Source organism: Dapis hubbardiae BLCC-M172 (genome assembly GCF_050016015.1).
Lineage (GTDB): Bacteria > Cyanobacteriota > Cyanobacteriia > Cyanobacteriales > Microcoleaceae > Trichodesmium.
Window position 1 is genome coordinate 1 of record NZ_JBNHEQ010000055.1, and the last position, 21,316, is coordinate 21,316.

General features: G+C 37.1%; 10 protein-coding genes and 2 pseudogenes. 6 read left to right on the forward strand and 6 right to left on the reverse strand.

Going from position 1 to position 21,316, the window contains the following annotated elements:
* Positions 1-549 precede the first annotated feature (549 nt).
* Both ACP6PK_RS05675 and ACP6PK_RS05680 read left to right on the forward strand, forming a co-directional pair.
* The gene (locus ACP6PK_RS05675) at positions 550-1,572 is read left to right on the forward strand and encodes an IS701 family transposase (RefSeq protein ID WP_426558530.1); all 1,023 of its coding nucleotides are present in this window, start codon (positions 550-552) and stop codon (positions 1,570-1,572) included.
* Between the two features lie 151 nt (positions 1,573-1,723).
* Positions 1,724-3,370: an SWIM zinc finger family protein gene (locus ACP6PK_RS05680; RefSeq protein ID WP_426558518.1), complete on the forward strand. Its 1,647-nt coding sequence runs from the start codon at positions 1,724-1,726 to the stop codon at positions 3,368-3,370.
* A gap of 925 nt (positions 3,371-4,295) precedes the next feature.
* Here the strand turns inward: ACP6PK_RS05680 and ACP6PK_RS05685 are convergent.
* The 5 genes and pseudogenes from ACP6PK_RS05685 to ACP6PK_RS05705 form a co-directional block, all read right to left on the reverse strand.
* Positions 4,296-7,559 (reverse strand): amino acid adenylation domain-containing protein, encoded by a 3,264-nt coding sequence (locus ACP6PK_RS05685; protein ID WP_426558532.1) that lies wholly within the window; start codon positions 7,557-7,559, stop codon positions 4,296-4,298.
* A 30-nt stretch (positions 7,560-7,589) separates the two neighbouring features.
* Positions 7,590-9,076: pseudogene (locus ACP6PK_RS05690) on the reverse strand (condensation domain-containing protein); the annotation flags it as partial.
* A gap of 134 nt (positions 9,077-9,210) precedes the next feature.
* Positions 9,211-12,501: an SDR family NAD(P)-dependent oxidoreductase gene (locus ACP6PK_RS05695; RefSeq protein WP_426558520.1), complete on the reverse strand. Its 3,291-nt coding sequence runs from the start codon at positions 12,499-12,501 to the stop codon at positions 9,211-9,213.
* 8 nt (positions 12,502-12,509) lie between these two features.
* Entirely contained in the window at positions 12,510-13,430 is a 921-nt protein-coding gene (locus tag ACP6PK_RS05700; RefSeq protein ID WP_426558522.1) for an AMP-binding protein, read from the reverse strand.
* A gap of 137 nt (positions 13,431-13,567) precedes the next feature.
* Positions 13,568-14,474 (reverse strand): annotated as a pseudogene (locus tag ACP6PK_RS05705) (IS5 family transposase); the annotation flags it as partial.
* Between the two features lie 582 nt (positions 14,475-15,056).
* On the opposite strand from ACP6PK_RS05705, the gene ACP6PK_RS05710 reads away from it, so the two are divergent.
* Together ACP6PK_RS05710 and ACP6PK_RS05715 are read left to right on the forward strand one after the other, a co-directional pair.
* Positions 15,057-15,176: a hypothetical protein gene (locus tag ACP6PK_RS05710; protein ID WP_426558534.1), complete on the forward strand. Its 120-nt coding sequence runs from the start codon at positions 15,057-15,059 to the stop codon at positions 15,174-15,176.
* Positions 15,177-15,366: 190 nt separating this feature from the next.
* Positions 15,367-17,397 (forward strand): NAD(P)/FAD-dependent oxidoreductase, encoded by a 2,031-nt coding sequence (locus ACP6PK_RS05715; protein WP_426558524.1) that lies wholly within the window; start codon positions 15,367-15,369, stop codon positions 17,395-17,397.
* Positions 17,398-17,951: 554 nt separating this feature from the next.
* Here ACP6PK_RS05715 and ACP6PK_RS05720 read toward each other — a convergent pair.
* On the reverse strand, positions 17,952-18,749 hold the full coding sequence (locus ACP6PK_RS05720; RefSeq protein ID WP_143438266.1) for an alpha/beta hydrolase: 798 nt from the start codon (positions 18,747-18,749) through the stop codon (positions 17,952-17,954).
* A 443-nt stretch (positions 18,750-19,192) separates the two neighbouring features.
* Between ACP6PK_RS05720 and ACP6PK_RS05725 the strand changes: the two genes are divergently transcribed.
* Together ACP6PK_RS05725 and ACP6PK_RS05730 are read left to right on the forward strand one after the other, a co-directional pair.
* Positions 19,193-20,518 carry a four-carbon acid sugar kinase family protein gene (locus ACP6PK_RS05725; RefSeq protein ID WP_426558526.1) on the forward strand — a complete coding sequence of 442 codons (1,326 nt, stop codon included), beginning with the start codon at positions 19,193-19,195 and terminating at the stop codon, positions 20,516-20,518.
* 218 nt (positions 20,519-20,736) lie between these two features.
* Positions 20,737-21,279 (forward strand): transposase, encoded by a 543-nt coding sequence (locus ACP6PK_RS05730; protein WP_426558528.1) that lies wholly within the window; start codon positions 20,737-20,739, stop codon positions 21,277-21,279.
* Positions 21,280-21,316: the final 37 nt, after the last annotated feature.

Genomic DNA, 21,316 nt, shown 5'->3' on the forward strand with positions numbered 1-21,316 from the left:
CTTCTCGCTTCATCTAAAATCTAGAAACTATACCGGAATAGTTAAATTAATCATCAATCAAAGTTAGGTAAGGTGATGCTACCCTTCTCGCTTCATCTAAAATCTAGAAACTATACCGGAATAGTTAAATTAATCATCGATGAAACGGAGGTTAGGCGATCGCCACCCTTACCACTTCATCTAAAATCTAGAAACTATACCAGAATAGTTAAATTAATTATCAATTACAGTAATCCACTTAATATGTCTTACCCAGAGTTGAATTTTACTGACAGCTCTTATCTTTTATGAAGTGCAACTTCATGGAGAAATGATATAACAAAAACCCTGTTAAAATTATTCAATAAATTACACAGGACTTACGCAAGGACACTATATATAGTGTTAAGCTTCAAGACTTTCTCTATATTGGCGCTCCTTACTTAGTTCCTCTTGGCGATATAGCTGCCGCTAGGCTCCGCCAACGCCTGAACAACAAAATTATCATAACTTATGCCAAAACACTCTAGTTATTATAGAATAATATTATTGTTAATTGAAGCTAACAATATGAATTTTAACTATATTGATTACTGTCAATATTTACTGAATTCTCAGACAAATTATACTATTACAAACTTAGCCAATCACCTAGAAAATGTTAGCCATGACACAATCAATCGCTATTTAAAAATAGAAAGTTTTGATTCTCAAGATTTATGGAAAAATGTTCAAGGAGAAATTGTAACTAACCCAGAAGGTTATTTAATCTTTGATGATACAGTTATCAACAAGGAACATGGCAATAAAATTGAGTTAGTTCGGCGGCAGTACAGCGGTAATGAGCATAAAGTAATTTGTGGTATAGGGGTAGTAAATTGTATATATTTTAATCCAAAAATCGAGCAATTTTGGATAATAGATTATCGAATTTATGACCCAGATAGTGACAAAAAAACTAAGATAGATCATGTTGAAGAAATGATATTAAATGTGCTAAAAAAAAAGAAATTAGCATTTAAAACAGTGTTAATGGAGAGTTGGTATGCCACACAAAGATTAATGGGATTAGTAGATAACTTAGGAAAAATTTATTACTGCCCTTTAAAAATAAATCGTCTAGTAGATGATACTGGAGGTGTAGATAAATATAAAAATATTGGAGAATTAAGTTGGAATGAATCAGAAAAAATATCAGGTAAAATAATTAAAATTAAAGGTTTTCCCAGAGATAAGAAAGTCAAACTATTTTGGGCAACTGTTTCTACCAACAGGACAGAATATATTGCAACTAATGACTTAGGTCAATCTTCAGTAGATGCTGTAGAATTTGAGTCTCAAACTAGGTGGAAAATCGAAGAGTTTCACAGGGAAATTAAGCAACTAACAGGTATAGAGTTTTGTCAATGTCGTCTCAGTCAAATTCAGAAAAACCATATAGCCTGTGCTATGTTAGTCTGGAATTTTTTAAAAAGATTGGCAGTAAAACTAGGAAAAACTATCTATAAGATCAAGCATGAATTACTCTCAGATTATCTGAGGAAAGAATTGAAAAAGCCCACAATAAAATTCAAGGCTATTTTTATTTTCTAGGTGTTTTTTAACCTTGTTTTAACAATGGTACTTGCCTTGAGGCGTTGGCGGAGCCTAGCGGCAGCTATATCGCTATAAATTTTTAAGCGATCGCCTAAATTAGTAACGCTATATATAGCGTCCTTGCGTAAGTCCTGTTACAAAAAAAATTATGGAATTTAATTACTCTTATAAAGGCAATACAGGTGTCACTGACAATGGCAAAAATACCCAAATGTCATTCTCTCCAGACACTAAAAGAGAACCTACTTATTTTATCGGCGAACTAGGAAAAAATGTCGCATTTCGTGAAGCTATAAGTGCTTTACATGACGTGGTAGTTTCTGACCTCCGATACAAACCAAAAGACAAAACTGCCTATAAAGAATGGCGTGCCCAACAAGAAGATGAAATAGACTGGGAAAACATCGCGGCTCAACGTCAAGAAGTAGCTAAAAAAATAACAGAAATTAGCACAGAATTAAACCAACTAAATAAAAACCGTCACCAACGTTTAAAACCTTTTTACCAAGCTCAACAAAAATTATTTCAATATCTTTATAAAGTTGATTATGATGCTTGGTACGTTTTAGACCCAGTAATAACTGTTCATCCCGATGAAATTTTCTTTGAATGTTTTAGCGTTGACGAATCAACTTACGGAAGACTTGGAGCGAGTTATGAAGTATTCAAAAATATCAATGATTTTGCCTGCGGAACTACTAACATTGACTATTCCGCTGCCCTCTATCAAGAATTCCAAAAAATTCGTAGTTATAAAACAACAGAACTTCAAGTAGACCCTTCCGGTTTTGAAGTTAAAACTACCAACGAAGAAACTTTCAAAGAAGTAAAAATAGACCTCCCCGATAGTTGGGTAAGAGGATTTTTACAAGTCAGTTCAGCTATGTCATTACCTGCGACAAAATTCGACCTTCACCCAATGGATATTTATAATATGTGTTTGGTTTTGCGTCGCCACAAAGAAAAACAGGGACCCCGCAGTATTCGCTACTTTTTAGAACCAGGAGAACCAATAGAAATAGTATTTGAACCTTGGAATTTGGAAATAATTTGTCACCGTTCAATTTACACCGGAAATACCCCTCAACAAATCCGAACTTGGGGGCGAAGAAGACTACATATTTTAGAACGTTTAATTCCTATTGCTAATAAATTTACTGTTCATTTATTAGGCACAGGAATGCCGTCTTTTTATGTAGCAGATTTAGGAGATATGTCTTTTACTTTAGGATTATCAGGATGGACGGCAAATGATTGGGCACAAGCTGGTAATTTTGATTTAATGGCACCCCGCGCTGATGTGGATGAATGGACTCAGAAAATAATATTTAATGGGTTACGAGAAAACTGGTTTGAAACTGCTGATAGTTTGGCAAAAAGACTTAATTTAAGTCGTACTTCTGTGTTGGGTGCTTTGGGTGCTTATACTCAAGCTGGAAGAGTAATTTATGATTTGAATAAACAGGTTTATCGAGTCCGAGAATTAAGTCGTGAACTTCTACCAATGGAGAGGTTAAGGTTTGCAAATGCTAGGGAAGAAAGTGCTACTAGATTTTTGCAGGAAAATCTTGTTGAGGTAAATTATGTTAATGATATTGATGGGGTTTTGAGCATTGAAGGAAGTGTGAGGGATAGGGGAAGAGTTTTTTATCCTTCTTTAAATGTCGATCGCGATGAACGGATAATTGAGGCGCAGTGTAATTGTAATTGGTATCAGCAAAATAAATTGTATCAGGGACCTTGCGAGCATATTTTGGCCTTGCGAATGCAGCAGACACGTCAGAGTCTGGAGTAGGGGAGTAGGGGAGTAGGGGAGTAGGGGAGTGAGGGAGTCAGGGAGTGGACTGTTTCAGCGCAAATTAGACTAACACATATTCAATGGTGTAATGAGTGTAGGTTGGGTTGAGGGACGAAACCCAAAAACAATCTTTCTTCTCTACTCCCTAATACACAGTTTTAGCTGTGTCAGTCTAATAGGATGTGTTAGACTGCTAAAATTTATACTGTGAAAAAGATTTGACAATCCGTCGCCAGGCACCATTAAATATTTATCAGTCCACTATTAAAGAAAACAAAAACCTATTTGCATAGTGCTATATATTTTTGAATTTTCTTTTTTATTCCCACTTAATTCTTGAAAGCGATCGCTCCTAATCAAAATTAGGAAAAGTATGTTATAATACCAAAACCACCCACAGTTTAATAGTTGGTCAACAGCCTTGCAATTTGGGCGGTGGATCGCCGTCCTTGTGTTGAGTCCGCACACGCATCACTAGCCTGCTTTTGACTTTTCGGGTCATCCTACCTATACTTGGCAACGGTTTGGCTTCCTGGAAGCTTTTCCCGTTATAGGTAGGAGACCCGTTTGAGTTAAGCAGTCTAGTCCTGAGAGGTTTACGAAGGGGCAACCAACTATTGTGGGTGGTTTTTTTGATTAATTAGGGTTTCCTGAAAAAGTCTTATCAGTAAGATTAAGAGTCAGGAGTCAGGGGAACCAATAATCGAACGTCCCTACTGGGTTTTGGTTATGACTATGTGGTTGAGCAATGTGAAAAGCGCTGTAATTTATTTTACCAATAGTCTGCTATAGTACATTGGCATACTCTCCATTTGAAATTACCTTCTTTGTCAGAGAGTCAAAAAAATTAGATGCGTTTGTCCTGCTCTAAACTCCAGTTCCTTATGCTATTTTATACTACATTTGAAGTACAAAATGTGGGTTACAAATCTTTGCCAAAACGCTGTCTAAAATTGGCAATTGATTTTGCTGGGAGTACATAATGTTCACAATGTAGATCCCCTGCTTCAAATTTTAATTCTTGCAAAATTTGGTAATGTAATTCAGACTGTTCTCCATCGCAAATTCCTACAGTAGGTTCCAGTTGCTCAAACTGAGATGAGAGTAAACTAGAAAAAACACAACCCATGATATTAAAAGGATTTGAATTAAAAACGGCTGCCTTTTGAGCATTATTCATTATCTTTTCTACAGAGGGTGGTAAATAGACTGTGGTTTTTATCGGAAATGGCGATCGCAACATTCCACCCTCACTAAACAAAATATCTTCCCGTTCCTGAAAACGCTGAATAGCTTGCTCTACTGAAAAACAATGAGGACCAGAATCATCAACAATTAATGTACCAGGTTTAACCTGCATAATATCTAATACATCTGGAACATTTGTAGCTCCCACAATTAAAGTAGATTCGTAAATTTGTTCGGGAACTATTGTCTTTGATAATGCCAAATTTATCTGACCTTTAAAACCAAATTTTTGTACTAAATCTTGTTGAATATTCTCCAAAAATTCCCACTTACTATAAATATCACAAAGAGTAATTTCTTGAGGATGCGGTAAGCATTTCAACATTAACGGCAGCACATTCATTCCCACAGAACCTAAGCCAATAAATCCTACTTTTTCTATACTTAAATCTCGACCACCTTGCTCACATATTTTCTTAATAGTAAGTACAACAGCAGCACCAGTTGTTCTATGTCCAGTCGTGATTTTTGGCAAATCCTGACGATTAGCAATTGCCTTGTTAATTGCCAAACCATAATCAGTAGCAGAAGGAATTAAGCCAGTCAAAGAAACAAATTTAGCACCAATTATTCTAGCCATTTCTAATGCTTCAATAATTACCTGTACTGTATCATCTTGATTGTTATATAAATCAGAAATAAATCGAGGCAAAATTATTATTGCAATTCGACCCCAATTAGTCTGTTTGATAATTACCCAAAAAGGAAGATTGCCAAAGATATTTTCAATAATATTTTCTCGACTATAATCAAATATTTCTGCATCATATTCTCCTAAATAACCTAAAGCTACAGCATCGACAGGAGGAATTTTACCGACAGCAAATAAAGATAATAAAGAGCGAGATTCAAATTGTACATACTCGGAATTTTTAGTTTGTACAAATTTATCCTTTAATGTTTCCTGAACGTCATTTTTAATTGATTGAGAACTTTGCTGTTGAGAGACACTTTTATTGTTTAGTAATTCTGTGATGATATTACTTAACTCAGCAATTATTGGCTGTAAAAATAAAGTTTTGACTGAGAGACTAATGTTGAAATTTCTGCATATCTGAGAAACTAATTTGACTGCGGTTAGAGAATGACCCCCCAAATCAAAGAAATTATCATATATTCCCACCTTTTCTATTCCTAAAACTTCTTGCCAAATCTCTGCTAATAATTTCTGTGTCTCCGTTTCAGGAGCTACATACTCCGTTGATACACTACTGATATTATCCGGTATAGGTAATGCCTTACGATCTACTTTACCGTTAGGAGTCAGTGGCAGTTGTGGCAACACTACAAACCCGCTCGGTATCATATATTCCGGCAAACGCTCTTTCAGATACTGTTTCAATTTCCCTATTTCTTCTGTCTGCGATACTTCTGGAGTTTCACTTTCTAGCACTAGATAAGCGACTAGACTTTTATTACCAGAGTTATCTTCTGTTGCTAATACTACTGCTTGTTTAACACTAGGATGTTGAGTGAGAGTCGATTCTATTTCCCCAGTTTCAATACGGTATCCTCGCACTTTTACCTGGTTGTCGATGCGACCGATATATTCTATATTGCCATCGGGTAAATATCTACCTAAGTCTCCCGTCTTATATAGTTTCGAGTTGTCACCCTCAAAAGGGTTAGGTATGAATCTTTCTGCTGTTAATTCTGGTCTGTTTAGATATCCTCGTGCTAAACCTGCGCCACCAATGTGAAGCTCTCCTGTTACTCCTATGGGTACTGGTTGTAAATAACGATCGAGGATATAAATTTTCAAATCGCCTAAAGCTTTTCCAATTGGACTACTAACCTGTTCTATGCTCTCTCTGCTCAAGATTTGGTATGTGACATGGACTGTTGTTTCGGTGATACCATACATATTGATTAACTGAGGGAATCGATCGCCATGACACTCAAACCATGGAGCAAGAGTTTTTATCTGTAGAGCTTCCCCCCCGAAGATGATATATCGTAGTTTGAGAGCATCAACACTATAGTCTCGATCGACTTCAATTAGTTGAGCGAATGCAGATGGAGTTTGACTCAGGACAGTAACCTGATGTTGGACTAACAGATCGTAAAATTCTTTGGGAGAACGACTAACCCAGTACGGCACAATTACAAGGCGACCACCATACAGCAGAGCGCTCCACAGTTCCCACACAGAGAAATCAAAAGCGTAGGAATGGAATAATGTCGAGCAGTCGTGAGCATTAAAATTGTAAATTGCTTCAGTTGTTTTGAATAAGCGGGTGACATTTTGATGGGAAATTAATACTCCCTTTGGTTGTCCTGTTGAACCTGAAGTATAAATTACATAAGCCAAATTTTCAGGAGTTACTCCAATAGCAGGATTATCAAAATAATTAGGTCTAAAACCCCGCATTGATCGGTGAAACGTTTTTGGAGAGCTGCTCAAATCCCCGTTACCAAAACAACTTCTGACTTCTGAGTTCTGACTTCTGACTTCGTTAACTGTATTTTCTTGAGATGAACGGAGTGTTTCTAAATCACTATCCAAACAAACTACTTGAGCTGAATGTTGTGGCAAATCTGATAAAACCGATTTAGTTGTCACTAATATTGGTACTGCCGCATCTTCCAAGATATAACTCAAACGTGCTGCTGGATAACTGGGGTCTAATGGTACATAAGCTCCACCTGCTTTGAGGATACCTAACAAACCAATTACCATTTCTACTGAACGCTCTACACAAATACCCACTAATACTTCTGGTTTGACACCCAAACTTTGCAAGTAGTGAGCTAATTGATTAGCTTGACAATTTAACTGTTGATATGTTAATTCTTTTCCTTCAAATATGACTGCGACTGCATCTGGAGTTTTTTCTACTTGTTCCTCAAATAATTGATGGATACATTTGTCTGTGGGGTAATCTGTTATGGTATTGTTCCACTCTACCAGTATTTGCTTTAGCTCTGGCTCTGTCATTAATGGTAATTGCAATACTCTTTGTTCTGGATGAGTTACCACTGCTTCTAACAAAACCTGGAAATGCCTCATCATCCGGTCTATTGTGTCTGGCTCAAAAATATCTCTGCTATAGTTACAAGAAACTTCCAAACCTGATGAAACTTCCATCAAATGAACTTCCAAATCGAATCTGGTGAAATCAGAATCCAACCTTTGACTTACCCTTAAACCGGGTAAACTCCAAGGTTCCATTTTAGTATTTTGGAGAGAGATCGCCACCTGTACTAAAGGGTTATGACTTAAATTTCTCTCTATCTTGAGCTGCTCTACTAGCTTCTCAAATGGGAAATCCTGGTGAGCGTAAGCTTCTAACGTAGTTTCTCTGACTTGATTTAATAATTCTTGGAAGGTGGGATTATCTGACAAGTCAGCTCGTAACACAAGAGTATTGACAAACATACCAATCAATGATTCAATTTCCCCTTGATTGCGATTGGCAATAGAGAACCTACTACTAAATCTAATTGACCGCTGTAACGGGATAATAAAACAAAAAATGCAGATAACAGAGTCATAAATAATGTACTTTCTGACTCTTTGCTTAACTGTCTTAGTTTTTTAGTCAAATCTAGATTTATTTGAAAAGACTTGCTCCCACCTTTAAATGTAGGTTTAGCAGGATGGGGGTAGTCTGTAGGAAGTTTCAGAACTGGGGAAACTCCAGTCAGTTGTTTTTTCCAGTAATTCAATTGTTTTTCCAGCACTTCTCCAGCAAACCATTCTCGTTGCCAATAAGCAAAGTCTGCATACTGGATAGGTAGTTCTGGTAAAACAGAGGTTTTTCCCTGAGAAAAAGCTGCATAGAAACTAGATAGCTCTTTAACTAAAATCCCTAAAGACCAGAGATCGCAAATAATATGGTGCATTGTTATCAGCAACATATAACGTTCTGGGTTAAGTCGCAACAAAGTAACTCGTAACATCGGTCCCTTAGCTAGGTCAAACAGTGCCATTGCTTCCTGTCTGACTAGCTGTTGAACTTTTTCTGACTGTTCCTGGGACGAGTAGTTATTTTGCAAGTCTACCACTGGCAGTTTCACGTCGGTTGCTGGAGTAACTATCTGTACAGGTTTTCCATCGATATCAGAAAAGGTAGTCCGCAAAGTTTCATGGCGTTGGATAATTGCGTTCAGACTTTGCTCCAAGGCGAGAACATTTAAAGTACCGTCTATAGTCAGAACAATTGGTAAATTATAAGTGGGATTATTAGGGAACAACTGATTCAAAAACCATAGTCTTTCCTGAGCAAAGGACAAAGGTAATTTGCCATCTCTAGAAACTGGTTTAATAAACTGTTCTTGAGTTTTGTACCCCTGACGCAAAAACTCTATAATTTCTGTTTTACGATCTATTAAATTCTGTTTCAACTCTGGTGTTATTACTCCCTTTGGAGCATCACATCCTAGTTGCTCTTTTTCTATCCAAAGTTTGATACCTAGATTTTGTAAATAAGATATAAACTCAACTATTTTCATAAGACATCTCCATAAAATAGGGAATAAGGAATAGGGAATAGGGAATAGGGAACCCACCCCTAACCCCTCCTGGGAGGGGAATAATTTATAATTTATATATGATAATTGATTTTATTTTGAATTTTTGGGGATGTCTATAACAAAAACCTCTCCTTTTCTTCTTCTTCTGTTTCAGAAGTTAATGTAGTCTGATTTTGAGCAACTTGACGCAGCACTTCCAGGTTTTGAGCTATACCAGTAATAGTCGGATACTCAAATAAAAGCTTTAAGTTGAGTTCCTTCTCAAAAGTCTGTCGCAAACGAGAAATAACCAGAGTTGCCAACAGAGAATTACCTCCCAATTCAAAGAAATTATCATAAACTCCTACCTGCGATACCCCTAATACTTCCTGCCAAATTTGAGCAATTTGGCGCTCCATCTCATTTCTAGGTTTTACCCTTTCAGTAGTAGAGCGACCCAAATTACTCTCTCGAAGTAAATCTATATCAATTTCCCCTTCCTTAGTTAAAGGTATTTCTGCCAACTCCACTACAGCACAACTACTAGGTTTACCCACCGCATCCTGTACCTGACGCTCCAGAACACTCACATTGGGTTTACCCTGATCGTTAGTAGTAAAATAAGCTGTTAATTGTTGCAGAGTATCCGATACAGTGGTAAACCTGCGGATATTAAGATTACTACCATCCAAACCCACCATTAAGTATGGTTGGTCGTAGCATAAACCAGCTAACAGCGAAGACATACCTTGAGATAATCCCACAGCTAAATATCCCTTAGCTTGAGTTAACTGCTTCATCTGATAACCCCGACTCATCCCCATTTCATCCCACATACTCCAAGCTAAACAATAGCTCTGTAACTGACCCCGATCGCGTTGATAGTAACAGAAAGCATCCAAGAAACTATTAGCTGCTGCATAAGCTCCCACCGTTGTGCCACCAAAGAAACCATTAATAGAGGAAAAGTTGATAAACAAACTCTTTGGTTGCAATTCTGGCAATTGATGTAATACCCAAGTTCCTAATAATTTAGGCCGTAACACCTCAGCTAAACTTTCTGGTGTTTCCTCCCTCAGCAAACGCTCCTGCATCAACCCTGCCAAATGAATCACTCCATCCAGTTGTGAAACCTGCCATCCAGACAAAGTTTGCTGTACTACCTCCTGCACTGCTTTTTGATTGGCAATATCCACCCCTTGGTAAATCACTTCACCACCTAATTTTTGTAATTGTTGGTAAGCTTTGATTTTCTCCGCTAGTTTACCTCCTTGCTGTAAATAAATTTTCCAACTGTTACTATCTGGTAGAGCGGTACGACCTAACAACAATAGTTTTGCCTGATAATGCTCCAGGAGATACCCAGCAATTTCTATCCCTATTCCTCCTAAACCGCCACTAATAAGGTAAGTTCCTCCTGTTTTGAATGGTAACGGTTGTAATGGTTTTGAAGGTAGGTCAATTTTCTCCAGACCTGATACCCAACGTTCTCCATCTCGATAAGCTACTTCTGAATCTTTAGCATCAATAGTTAATTCCTTAAGGATGCGATCGCTATTGACTTCTAATGAGTTTTGTGGTAAGTCTAGATGCCGACATTGCCACTGGGGGTTTTCCTGGGGAATAGTTTTTAGTAAACCTGGTACTGTTGCTTTTTGATAGGAAATTGCTTCTTGGGGATTTAGAGACTGACTATTATTGGCAACATACAACAGTCGGAGTGGATAATTTTGGTTTTGATTACCGAAAGTTTGTAGCAGGAATAAGAGACTGTAAATACCTGTTTGTTGTGCTGTTTCTATAATTTCTGTGTCAGTAATTTTTCCAGTATATTTATCATAATGCCACAGGTGAATAATTGCTCCAATTTTGATATTTTCTGCTGCTAAAGATTCGTACAATTTTTGATAATTTTCTTGAATATATGGAGCAATTATATAGTGATTATTACTAACTTTTTGAAAAGTTTCTCCTAATTCTATTTCCACATAAGGGTGAGAATTTTTTTCTAACTTTTGGCAAAACTGTTGACCTAATCCTAATTCATCTAAAAATACTAAAATTACTCCGATTTTTGCTAATTTTTGTGGTTGATAATTTTCTTGTTTTCGTCCCCATATTTTTTGATAAAACCAATCAGGAATTGTGTTGTTATTTTCGGTAATTAAATCTACCCGCTTTAAAATTTCTTTGAATTCTCCTGTGGCAAATTTTTGACTGAGTTGAGTTCGTTGAATCTTACCAATAGAAGTTTTGGGAATTAAGTCTTTGTCTAGAGGAATTAAATAATCTGGATTAATTCCCATTCGGTTAACTACCTGTTCTCTAATAGTTTTTAATAAACCTAATAGCTCTGTATCTTCAGTTGCTTCTGTATTAAAAAATAGCGCTAATTTATCGGTATTATTATTCGCTTCTCGCACAGCACAAGCTGCGGTATAAGAAACTTCTATTTCTGGTAATTCTTCTACTGCTGATTCTATTTCATGGCTGTAGTAGTTTAAACCGTTGATAATAATTACGTCTTTTTGTCTTCCAGTAATTGTTAAACACCCGTTTTTCAGAAACCCTAAATCTCCTGTGTTAAACCAACCATCTGCTGTAAAAGCTTCTTGATTTGCCGTTGAATTTTGATAGTAACCTAATGTAACTGATGCTCCTTTTACTTGTAAAGACCCAATAGCTCCTTCTCCAACTACTTCTTGATTTGCATCAACAATTCTTAAACAAGCACCCGCAATTGGTAGACCAAGTTCAACAAACTTATCTTCATCAGATGAAGATTCCAGAGAAAAACTATTAGACCATGTAATTCCCGAACAAGTCTCGCACATTCCGAAAGCTGGATGAATAGCTTTAGTCGATAAACCATAATAACTTAAAAGTTTGAGAAAGTTTCTAGCAGTTTTAGTAACTATTGCTTCTCCTGCATTTACTAAAAATCTCATGGAAGACAAATTCCAGTGTCGTTGTTTAACCTCTTCTGCGCGATCGCCAATCAGAGTAAATGCAAAATTTGGTGCCCAACTAATTGTTGCTTGATAACAGTCAATTAAATCTAACCACTTGAGTGGACTTTGCAGTATCAATTGTGTCGGTACATGAATCTGCTGACATCCTAAATCAACTGCCATAATACTCAAAAATACCAATGCTCCCACATGATCCATCGGCATCCAATTCAAGGTAACATCTTGACTAGAAAATTGGTTCATAGCAATTGTACCAGCAGACATACTCAATAACTTGCTGTTTTCCTGCATTACTGCTTTAGGTATCCCAGTGCTGCCAGAAGTTAACAGCAAAACTGCTAGGTCTTGTGGTTGACTTTTATAAATATTTGTATCTGGTGCAAAACCTCGTAACTGTTCCAAAGTTTCAACCACAGACCTACCTAAATTCAGACGTTGCGACCACCCACGCACAGATGATACTAATATTTCCTATCTGTGAGTATCAAAGGTTGTCCTAACATTTGCCAAGTATTTTCCAGTTTGGTCAGACTACTATGAGATTGGTCATAACTAGGGGGTACTGATACTGGTACAGGTACAAACCCTCCCAACAAACAACCCCAAAATGCACTGATAAAATCTTGATTTGATTCTAACTGAAAGATTACTTTATCTTGAGGTTTCAATCCTAACTGTCTCAACCCACCTAATATTCTTTGAGCTTCTACCCACAACTCACTATAGGTTTGAGCGATCGCTTCTCCATCTGACTGAATATATATCAGACTTGTATCCCCGTGTTGTTGAGCTGTTCGTTCTAATGCTTGTGCTAAAGTAGTTGGTGCATTTTGCAACCACTTTATTGGTTCTCCTTCACTGATAGCTAGCTTTTCTGATGTTGATTGGATTTGTAATTCTGTTGTAGGAACTGACTTTTCTTCTACAGGAGTTGCAGCATTATTAGGAAGTGTTATTTGTTCTGATGGCAGCAAGTCTGATAGATGCAATGGTGGCAATTTTAGTGTTTTCTGTTGCACTACCACTGCTACTTTTTCTATTTCTGGTACTGCTTTGAGTTCTGTCTCCCATCGTTGTACTAAATCTTCGTCAATTACTGGAAAACGCCCTAATGCTACTTCGTCTACTTTTCCTTGATGAGTTAAAGGTAAACTTGACACGGGAACAAGAGCTACCGAAATCATGTCTGGGGGTAAATGCTGTTGTATTTGGGAGTGTAATTGTTGGGGGTTCCATACTCCAGTAACTACAACATAAGCTACTAATAAAGTTTGATCAGGCAGTACATAAGCTTGTTCTACTCCGGGGACTGATAACAGAGCGGTTTCTATGTCTGCTAGTTGTACTTGTTGGCTTTTTATCAATTTATGTTCAGAGTCCATTCTTGTTGTTTATCTGGGGGATATACCGAATAATTCGGGATTAAACTGGTATATATCTTCGGCTTTGTTGCATGAAAGTAGCGATATAGCTGCCGCTAGGCTCCGCCAACGCCAAAAACTTCCTTATAGGAAGTTAACTAGATTTCTACTTTGTAGCTCTGGGGTTTACCATTTTGAATCATCACATTGAGTATGGAACATTGTATAAACAACTCCACTGCCTGATTATCAAATTTTCGTCGTCGTAACTTCCCTCCACAGAGGGCTTTGAGCCTGAACATTGTAGTTTCTGATAACGAGCCTGGCGTGATAACCACATTCACGTTTCCATTTCTTACGTCCTACAATTCTTATTCTTCTGAGGTTTTCATCTCTAGGATGAGGTGGGCTTTTACAGTTGCCATGCTGACCTATTACTGCATTTTTCCTGGGTGGAATAGTTGCTTTTACTCCTTGTTGTCTGGCTTTCTGATAACACTTATACTTATCATATGCTCCATCTCCTGATACTTGAACTACGCACCCATCTACTCCATCTAATAGGTCAGAAAATACTTGGTCATCGCTCACATCATTGGTACTTACTACCCCACTGACAATCTCTCCTGTGGCCTCCGGAACCCCTAGATGTAATTTACGCCATGTACGCCGTTTACTGACACCATGAACTCTAGTTTTCCATTCCCCTTCCCCGTAAACTTTCACCCCTGTAGAATCTACTACCAGGTGAATTGCTTCATTACTTGGTATTACTGGCAGTTGAACACTCAGTTTCTGTAATCGACGGGATACAGTGCTATGGTCTGGTATCGGTAAATCTAAGTCCATCAATTGAAATATAGATTCCACAAAACCTTCGGTCTGGCGTCCGGCCAGACCAAACAACGATTGTATAGTTACCATAAATTCAATGGCCGTGTCACTATAGGTATTTGATCCTCCCCTACGTCCAGTTCTTTCTTGGTTTACCCACTGCTCTATTACTTCATCATTCAGCCGAAATGTGAGGCTCCCTCTCTGTCTTAGGGAGGCGTCGTATTCAGATCAGTTGCTGAGGAGGTACTTAGATTTGGACTTGGACTTCACGAGTATCTATTCTATATTGGTTTAGATCTGTTGCACCACGCACTGTTATTTCTACCCTATTTGCTCTATTTATGCAACAAAGCCTATATCTTCTATTAATCTTGTTCATTTACTAATGGGACTTAAACAAAATAGAGGAATAAAAAAGGATCAAATACATACGGTCAAAGGCTTTTACGTCAAAAAGTATAAATCCTTTAAACCCCGCCCTTAAGGGCGAGGTCTTCAAGGGTTATAGCCATTTTGAGGACATCGACGTAATTCCCTTGTCTAGAGTAGCTTTGACCCATTTTTATGGCCAGAAAATGTTTAAGTACCACTAAATATTAAAATATTAAACCAAAAATATTTTATAACTATCAGGACTAAAGCCATGCGAACCCAGAAACCAGGTTTCTCGTAGACTTCTATTGCTCAAAACAACGATTTATCCTAGAAACCTGGTACCACAGTGCGTAAGTCCTAACTATATTATATCACACTGATTCAACTTGGGATGCAGGTCTCTACCTCATTGATAAAGTTACTACTGGCAATAAAATTGATAGTAGTACAGATAATAATTTTCTCGAAGGAAAAACAGGGGAGAATACACTCAGGGGTGCAGGAGGAAACGATACACTCAAGGGTGGCAAGGGCAACGATAATCTCCAAAGGTAGCCTGGTATTAGAAGTTTTTCCCATAAACTGTTAAAATAATATTTTTGATATTTATAGGACTTACTTATTAACGCTATTGGTAGGGTGTGTTAGCGCTAGCGTAACTGATCAAGACTCTATATATAGTGCCTTTGCGTAAGTCCTGATTTATCAATTTAAACCAAAAAGTTAATTCCCTGGATAGAACTAGATGAAACAAATCCTCTACCTAGAAGTACCAACACCAGATACAAAAACTGTTTGCCAATGGTTACAATCTCAATTTAAACCTGGTTTCGGCGAAAAATTTATAACTCCAGATGGTTTTATTGTCAAATTTTCTGAAGACCCTACTAAGGAAATATCTGTATTTGTATGGTCATTACAACGCACTACCTATCTAAAAGTATTTGCACAAGGAAATATATCTTCAATACAACAAAAATTTACCTCAAATTTAACTACTAATTTACGAAAAGAATTTCCTCTAAATTATCCAGAATCTCCCACTATCGATCTATCAAATCAGTCAATTTTTACAGCATTAGAATCTGATTATCCTCTGACAGTCAAATACTTTCAAAAAATGCCTAGAGGCGAGTATGACCTCAACCGTTTATATTGGTGGGAAAAACGTTGGCGAGAATCAGTTAAAAATCCTCAAAAACCCAAACAGGTACTTTGGAAAAAAGAGTCTGGAACAAATAATAATTCAGTAGAATATGACTTAATTTATGTTGGTGGCGCTCTGGGAAGTATTCATTCAGCAATCATGGCAAAACTCGGATATAAAGTATTATTATTAGAACGTTTGCCTTTCGGTAAAATGAATCGAGAATGGAATATTTCCCGCTCTGAAATTCAGGGTTTAATTGACTTAGGTTTATTTACTAATGTAGAAGTAGAAAATTTAATTGCCAGAGAATATAAAGATGGATTTAACAAATTTTTTGATGCTAATAACCCTGACTTTTGTAAAGCAAAAATTCTCCATACTCCCACAGTTTTAAATCTGGCATTAGATTCAGAAAAATTACTAAGTTTATGTGGAAAAAAACTACAAGAAGCTGGAGGAAAAATTGTCGATGAAACAGAATTTATTAAAGCTGACATAGAACCAGAAAAAGTTGTAATTTACACTCAAAAGCTATCTACCAAAACTGAACAAATTTTCTGTGGGCGTTTGTTAGTAGATGCGATGGGTACAGCTTCTCCTATTGCTTGGCAATTAAATGGTAAACGTGCTTTTGATAGTGTTTGTCCGACAGTCGGAGCAGTAATTGATGGTGGATTTGAACCTGGTGTTTGGGATTCAAATTATGGAGATGTTCTAAATAGTCATGGAGATATTTCTCGCGGTAGACAATTAATTTGGGAATTGTTTCCCGGTGCTGATAATGAGTTAACATTTTATCTATTTCATTATCATCAAGTTCATCCAGAAAATCCAGGTTCTCTGTTAGAAATGTATGAAGATTTTTTCTCCATTTTACCAGAATATCGACGCTGCGATATGGATAAATTAGTATGGAAAAAGCCAACTTTCGGTTATATTCCCGGTCATTTTAGTATTAAAGGTAGCGATCGCCAAGTTGCTTTTGACCGTCTAGTTTGTATTGGAGATGCTGCCTCTCTTCAGTCTCCTTTAGTATTTACTGGTTTTGGTTCTTTGGTGAGAAATTTACCTCGTTTAACTGAACTTTTAGATACTGCTTTAAAATATGATTTACTCAGCGCTGAAAACTTAAATAAAATTCGTGCTTATCAAGGCAATATTGCGATTACTTGGTTATTTTCTAAAGGTATGATGGTACCTACAGGTAAGTTTTTACCTCCCCAAAAAATTAATTCTATTTTGAATACATTTTTTGGATTATTAGCAGAGTCACCTCCAGAAGTAGCAGAAACTTTTATTAAAGATAGAGCTGATTGGTGGATATTTACAAAATTAGCTCTTAAAGCAGCCAGAATAAATCCTTATCTTTTATTATGGATTCTCGATTTTATTAATTTCCAGGAAATATTACTTTGGACGATAAGTTACATCAATTTTACCTTGTTTAGTTTGGTAAGTTGGTTATTAGGATGGTTGCCTAGTTTTGCCCGTTGGATTCAACCTTGGTTAGAACCTCGTTATCCTGGTTTATGGTTTTGGATATTAGCTAATAGTTATGCTTTAACTTATAACGTTGGTCAACCACAGATGAATTTCAAATTACAAAAGTCATTTCAGTCTAGTTGAATAATTAGACTTTAGTGAAAGGAAGGTCATTTCAGTTATCAGTTAGCCTCCTATCGGAGGAACTGCGTTAACAGTTATCAGCACCTCTGGCTGTTTGCGCAGCATTCCGTAGGAAACCCAGAGGCTTGATATAACGAATGTTCTCTTTTTTATCCCCTTAAAAGGGGAGGCTTTAGACCTTTTTTTTTGGTAAAAGGAAGAAGTTTTTTTTAATTTTGACCTTATCAAACTAGAAACTGGGTTTATTAGTAGAAATAAAAGTTAATTCTGGCGAGTAATATAAACCTGGTTTCTTGTAGAGAAATTATTTCAAAATAGAGTTTTTTTTTGCAAATTATGATTTAACTTACCCAATTATTAATGATTAATTATTAATAATTAAATAATTCTGGTTTAAAGCCTCCCCTTGGATAGGGGAAAAAAAGAAATGATATTTCCCGATATTCAATTCCGTAACGGTTTTAACCAGAGGTAATTATCAATTATCCATTATCCATTATCCATTATCCATTATCCATTATCCATTATCCATTATCCATTAATGAACTTGCAATTTATAACAATTGAGTTATGCGATCAATAATTTGTCGTTGAATGTAAGCATCCGTCGGCATCAGGTTATGATAAAGACCCTTCTTTTTTTGACCATTAGAACCACCTGGCCAGGGTTCGTATCCAGGACAATCAACATCCCAAGAGCTACAAGCAACTTTAATAGCGGAACCATCTACTCTTCTGGCAATATTCTGTTGTTGTTGGTCGCAAGTTTGAGCGCGACAATTCTGCACCGCTCCACCTACAAGCCGATCAAAAGGCACTAAGTTATCTGTATTAAGTGGATTTCTTTGCCACCTGTTAAAGAAATAGTCAACATTTGGAGGTACTCTACCATGTTTAATGGGTTTCCTGAACCCCCCTGCCGCAATTGGATCGATAACACCTAAAAAAAGAATTCTTCTTTTTATTCTCGGTGCAAGACTGAGTAAAGAATCCCCACCGAAGCTATGTCCGATTAAAATTAACGGTCGATTTGAGTCCAGTTGATTATTGATAAAGTCTTGTGCCTCTCTAAGAAAATGCTTGTCACTTGAGAGGTAACTTTGTTGACCAGCGCCGTCTCTAAAACTGTCCCAAGGAACATAGCGAATTTCAGCACCCATATTTTGCAAAGCTTTTTGCACATCGTTCATACCCCAAGCACAGCAGTTGCCATAGCCGTTGACAAAAACGGCGTAAGGACGTTGGGAAGTTGACTGCGCTTGAACTTTTTTAGATGGGAACGATACCCATACTGATGAAATGACGAGGGTTACTCCCAAACTCAGGGACGCGAACATTTTGGAAAATTTCATCTTTAATTATCTATAGTTTTTGTATTAGGACTTACGCAGGCAAACCCACCAAATCCGGTTTTTCCTAAATATTTATTGTCAAAAACAATGATTTACCCTAGAAACCGTGTTTCTTTGCCTAACTCCTGATGATATATAGCAACAGCCAGGGCGATTAGGACATAGACTGATGATGAATCTTAGACTAGGGAACAGTTGGAAAAGTGTTCCCAGTTAAGTGTTCCCTGTTCCCTGCTATAATCAATCATTACACAAATAGTTGACAGTTGCACTAACTCACTAGAAGATAAGAATATAGCAATTCCCAGGTTAGTGAGGTACAGTTATAGAGATTCCCCCTAAACCCCTGTGAAAATGGGATTCAGAGGTATCGTTTAGATGTAGCTCACCAGGTTGAAAACTGCTATATTCCCAAATTTACTATTTCCCATTTAACCAAAAATATGACTACTAACAAACCCAAAATTATTGTTATAGATGACGATCCCACAGGTTCCCAAACTGTTCATAGTTGCCTACTCCTAACTAAGTGGGATGTAGAAACCCTAAAATTAGGATTACTTGATGAATCTCCTATATTTTTTATCCTCTCTAATACTCGCGCTCTGACTCCCGAACAAGCAGCAACTGTGACGCGAGAAGTCACACAAAATCTGACAGAGGCGATCGCTCAAGCAAATATTCAAGATTTTCTGGTTGTCAGTCGTTCTGACTCTACTCTACGGGGTCACTACCCCATAGAAACGGATGTTATTGCATCAGAGTTAGGTCAGTTTGATGCTCATTTCTTAGTTCCAGCATTTTTTGAAGGAGGGAGAGTCACCCGTGAGAGCATCCACTATTTAATGGTTAATGGTGTAGAAACTCCAGTTCACGAAACAGAATTTGCCAAAGATTCCGTATTTGGTTACACCTATAGTTATTTGCCTGATTATGTAGAGGAGAAAACTAAAGGTCAGATAAAAGCGGAAACTGTAGAAAGATTTACCCTTGATAACATTCGTTCTGGCAGTTTAGAACGTTTGCTAAAATTGACTGGCAACCAATGTGGAGTTGTGGATGGAGAAACTCAAGCGGACTTAGATAGTTTTGCCAAGGATCTATTGGCAGCAGCAAGTCAAGGTAAAAAGTTTCTGTTGCGCAGTGCTGCCAGTATTTTAACTTCCCTGGCTGCTTTAGGTCCTCAACCTGTAGCTGCGGAGGAGATGAGACAATATGTTAGGAGTGGGAAACCAGGTGCAATTATTGTGGGTTCCCACGTTAAGAAGTCTACTCAACAGTTGGAAAGGTTGTTGCAGGAATCTGATGTAGTTGGTGTAGAAGTGGATGTGTCTCATTTAGTTGAAGACTCTCCAGAGCAAAGAGCAACTTTACTCAAAAATATTCTGGAAAAAGTTTATGTTGTTCATGCAGAAGGGAAAACACCTGTGGTTTATACCAGTCGCGAGGAGTTGACTTTTGAAAATGTGCAGGTGCGTTTAGAGTTTGGTGTGGCAGTATCGGAATTATTAATGGATATTGTTCGGGGTTTGCCGGAGGATATTGGATTTTTAATCAGTAAAGGTGGAATTACTTCTAATGATACTGTGAGTAAAGGTTTAGCTTTGACTACTGCCAGGTTGTTAGGTCAGGTTTTAGCAGGTTGTTCGATGGTGCGAACTCCTACAGACCATCCTCAGTTTCCTGAGTTACCTGTGGTGTTGTTTCCAGGGAATGTTGGGGATGTGGATGGGTTAGTGACAGTTTATCGGCGTTTGAGTAGGAGGTAGTCCTAGAAACCTAAAACCAGAAACCCAGAAACCGGGTTTATTGTTATACTGAAAACTTAACCCAAGTCATTCAGATAAACCCGGTTTCTTAAGCTTAAACCTTTTTTACCGATAAATTGTGGTCTAAAGCCTCCCTTTTTAAAGGGAAAAAAGAAAAAGTTTTTCCTTTGAGTCAATCCTCTTCTTTTCAAGGAGAGGTAATAATTAATTATTAATTGTTGAAATACCTGCCTATGCCTTATCGAGAAATTATCTTCAAAACAGGCGAATATTACCATATTTATAATCGTGGAAATAATCGCCAAAATATATTCTTTGAACGTGAAAATTATCTTTATTTTTTACGTCAAATGCGTAGGTATTTAATTGCTGAGACTTTCGATATTATTGCATATTGTTTAATGCCCAACCATTATCATTTATTGGTATGTCTAAAAAACAATAATGTCTCAAATGCGATGCAAGCATTTACCCTTTCCTATACAAAAGCAATTAACAACCGCTATCAAAGAACAGGTTCACTATTTCAAGCTATCCATATTGATCGAGATGAATATCTATTACATCTGTTTCAATATATTCATCTTAATCCTGTCAAAGCTGACTTAGTAAAGCATCCTAAAGATTGGGAATTTTCTATTTACCAAGACTATATTGGATTACGAAAAGGAACTCTGCCAAATATTAGCATTTTTCAAAAGCAATTTAACTGTATTGATGAATATCAAAAATTTATACAATTGAACGGCTTTGTTGCATGAATGTTGCGATCGCAACTTCTCCCCAGAAAGAAGTTAA

Coding starts and splice junctions, on each gene's coding strand:
- ACP6PK_RS05675 (WP_426558530.1), top strand. CDS start 550: ATGAATTTTAACTATATTGATTACTGTCAATATTTACTGAATTCTCAG.
- ACP6PK_RS05725 (WP_426558526.1), top strand. CDS start 19,193: ATGACTACTAACAAACCCAAAATTATTGTTATAGATGACGATCCCACA.
- ACP6PK_RS05680 (WP_426558518.1), top strand. CDS start 1,724: ATGGAATTTAATTACTCTTATAAAGGCAATACAGGTGTCACTGACAAT.
- ACP6PK_RS05720 (WP_143438266.1), bottom strand. CDS start 18,749: ATGAAATTTTCCAAAATGTTCGCGTCCCTGAGTTTGGGAGTAACCCTC.
- ACP6PK_RS05700 (WP_426558522.1), bottom strand. CDS start 13,430: ATGGACTCTGAACATAAATTGATAAAAAGCCAACAAGTACAACTAGCA.
- ACP6PK_RS05685 (WP_426558532.1), bottom strand. CDS start 7,559: ATGACAGAGCCAGAGCTAAAGCAAATACTGGTAGAGTGGAACAATACC.
- ACP6PK_RS05715 (WP_426558524.1), top strand. CDS start 15,367: ATGAAACAAATCCTCTACCTAGAAGTACCAACACCAGATACAAAAACT.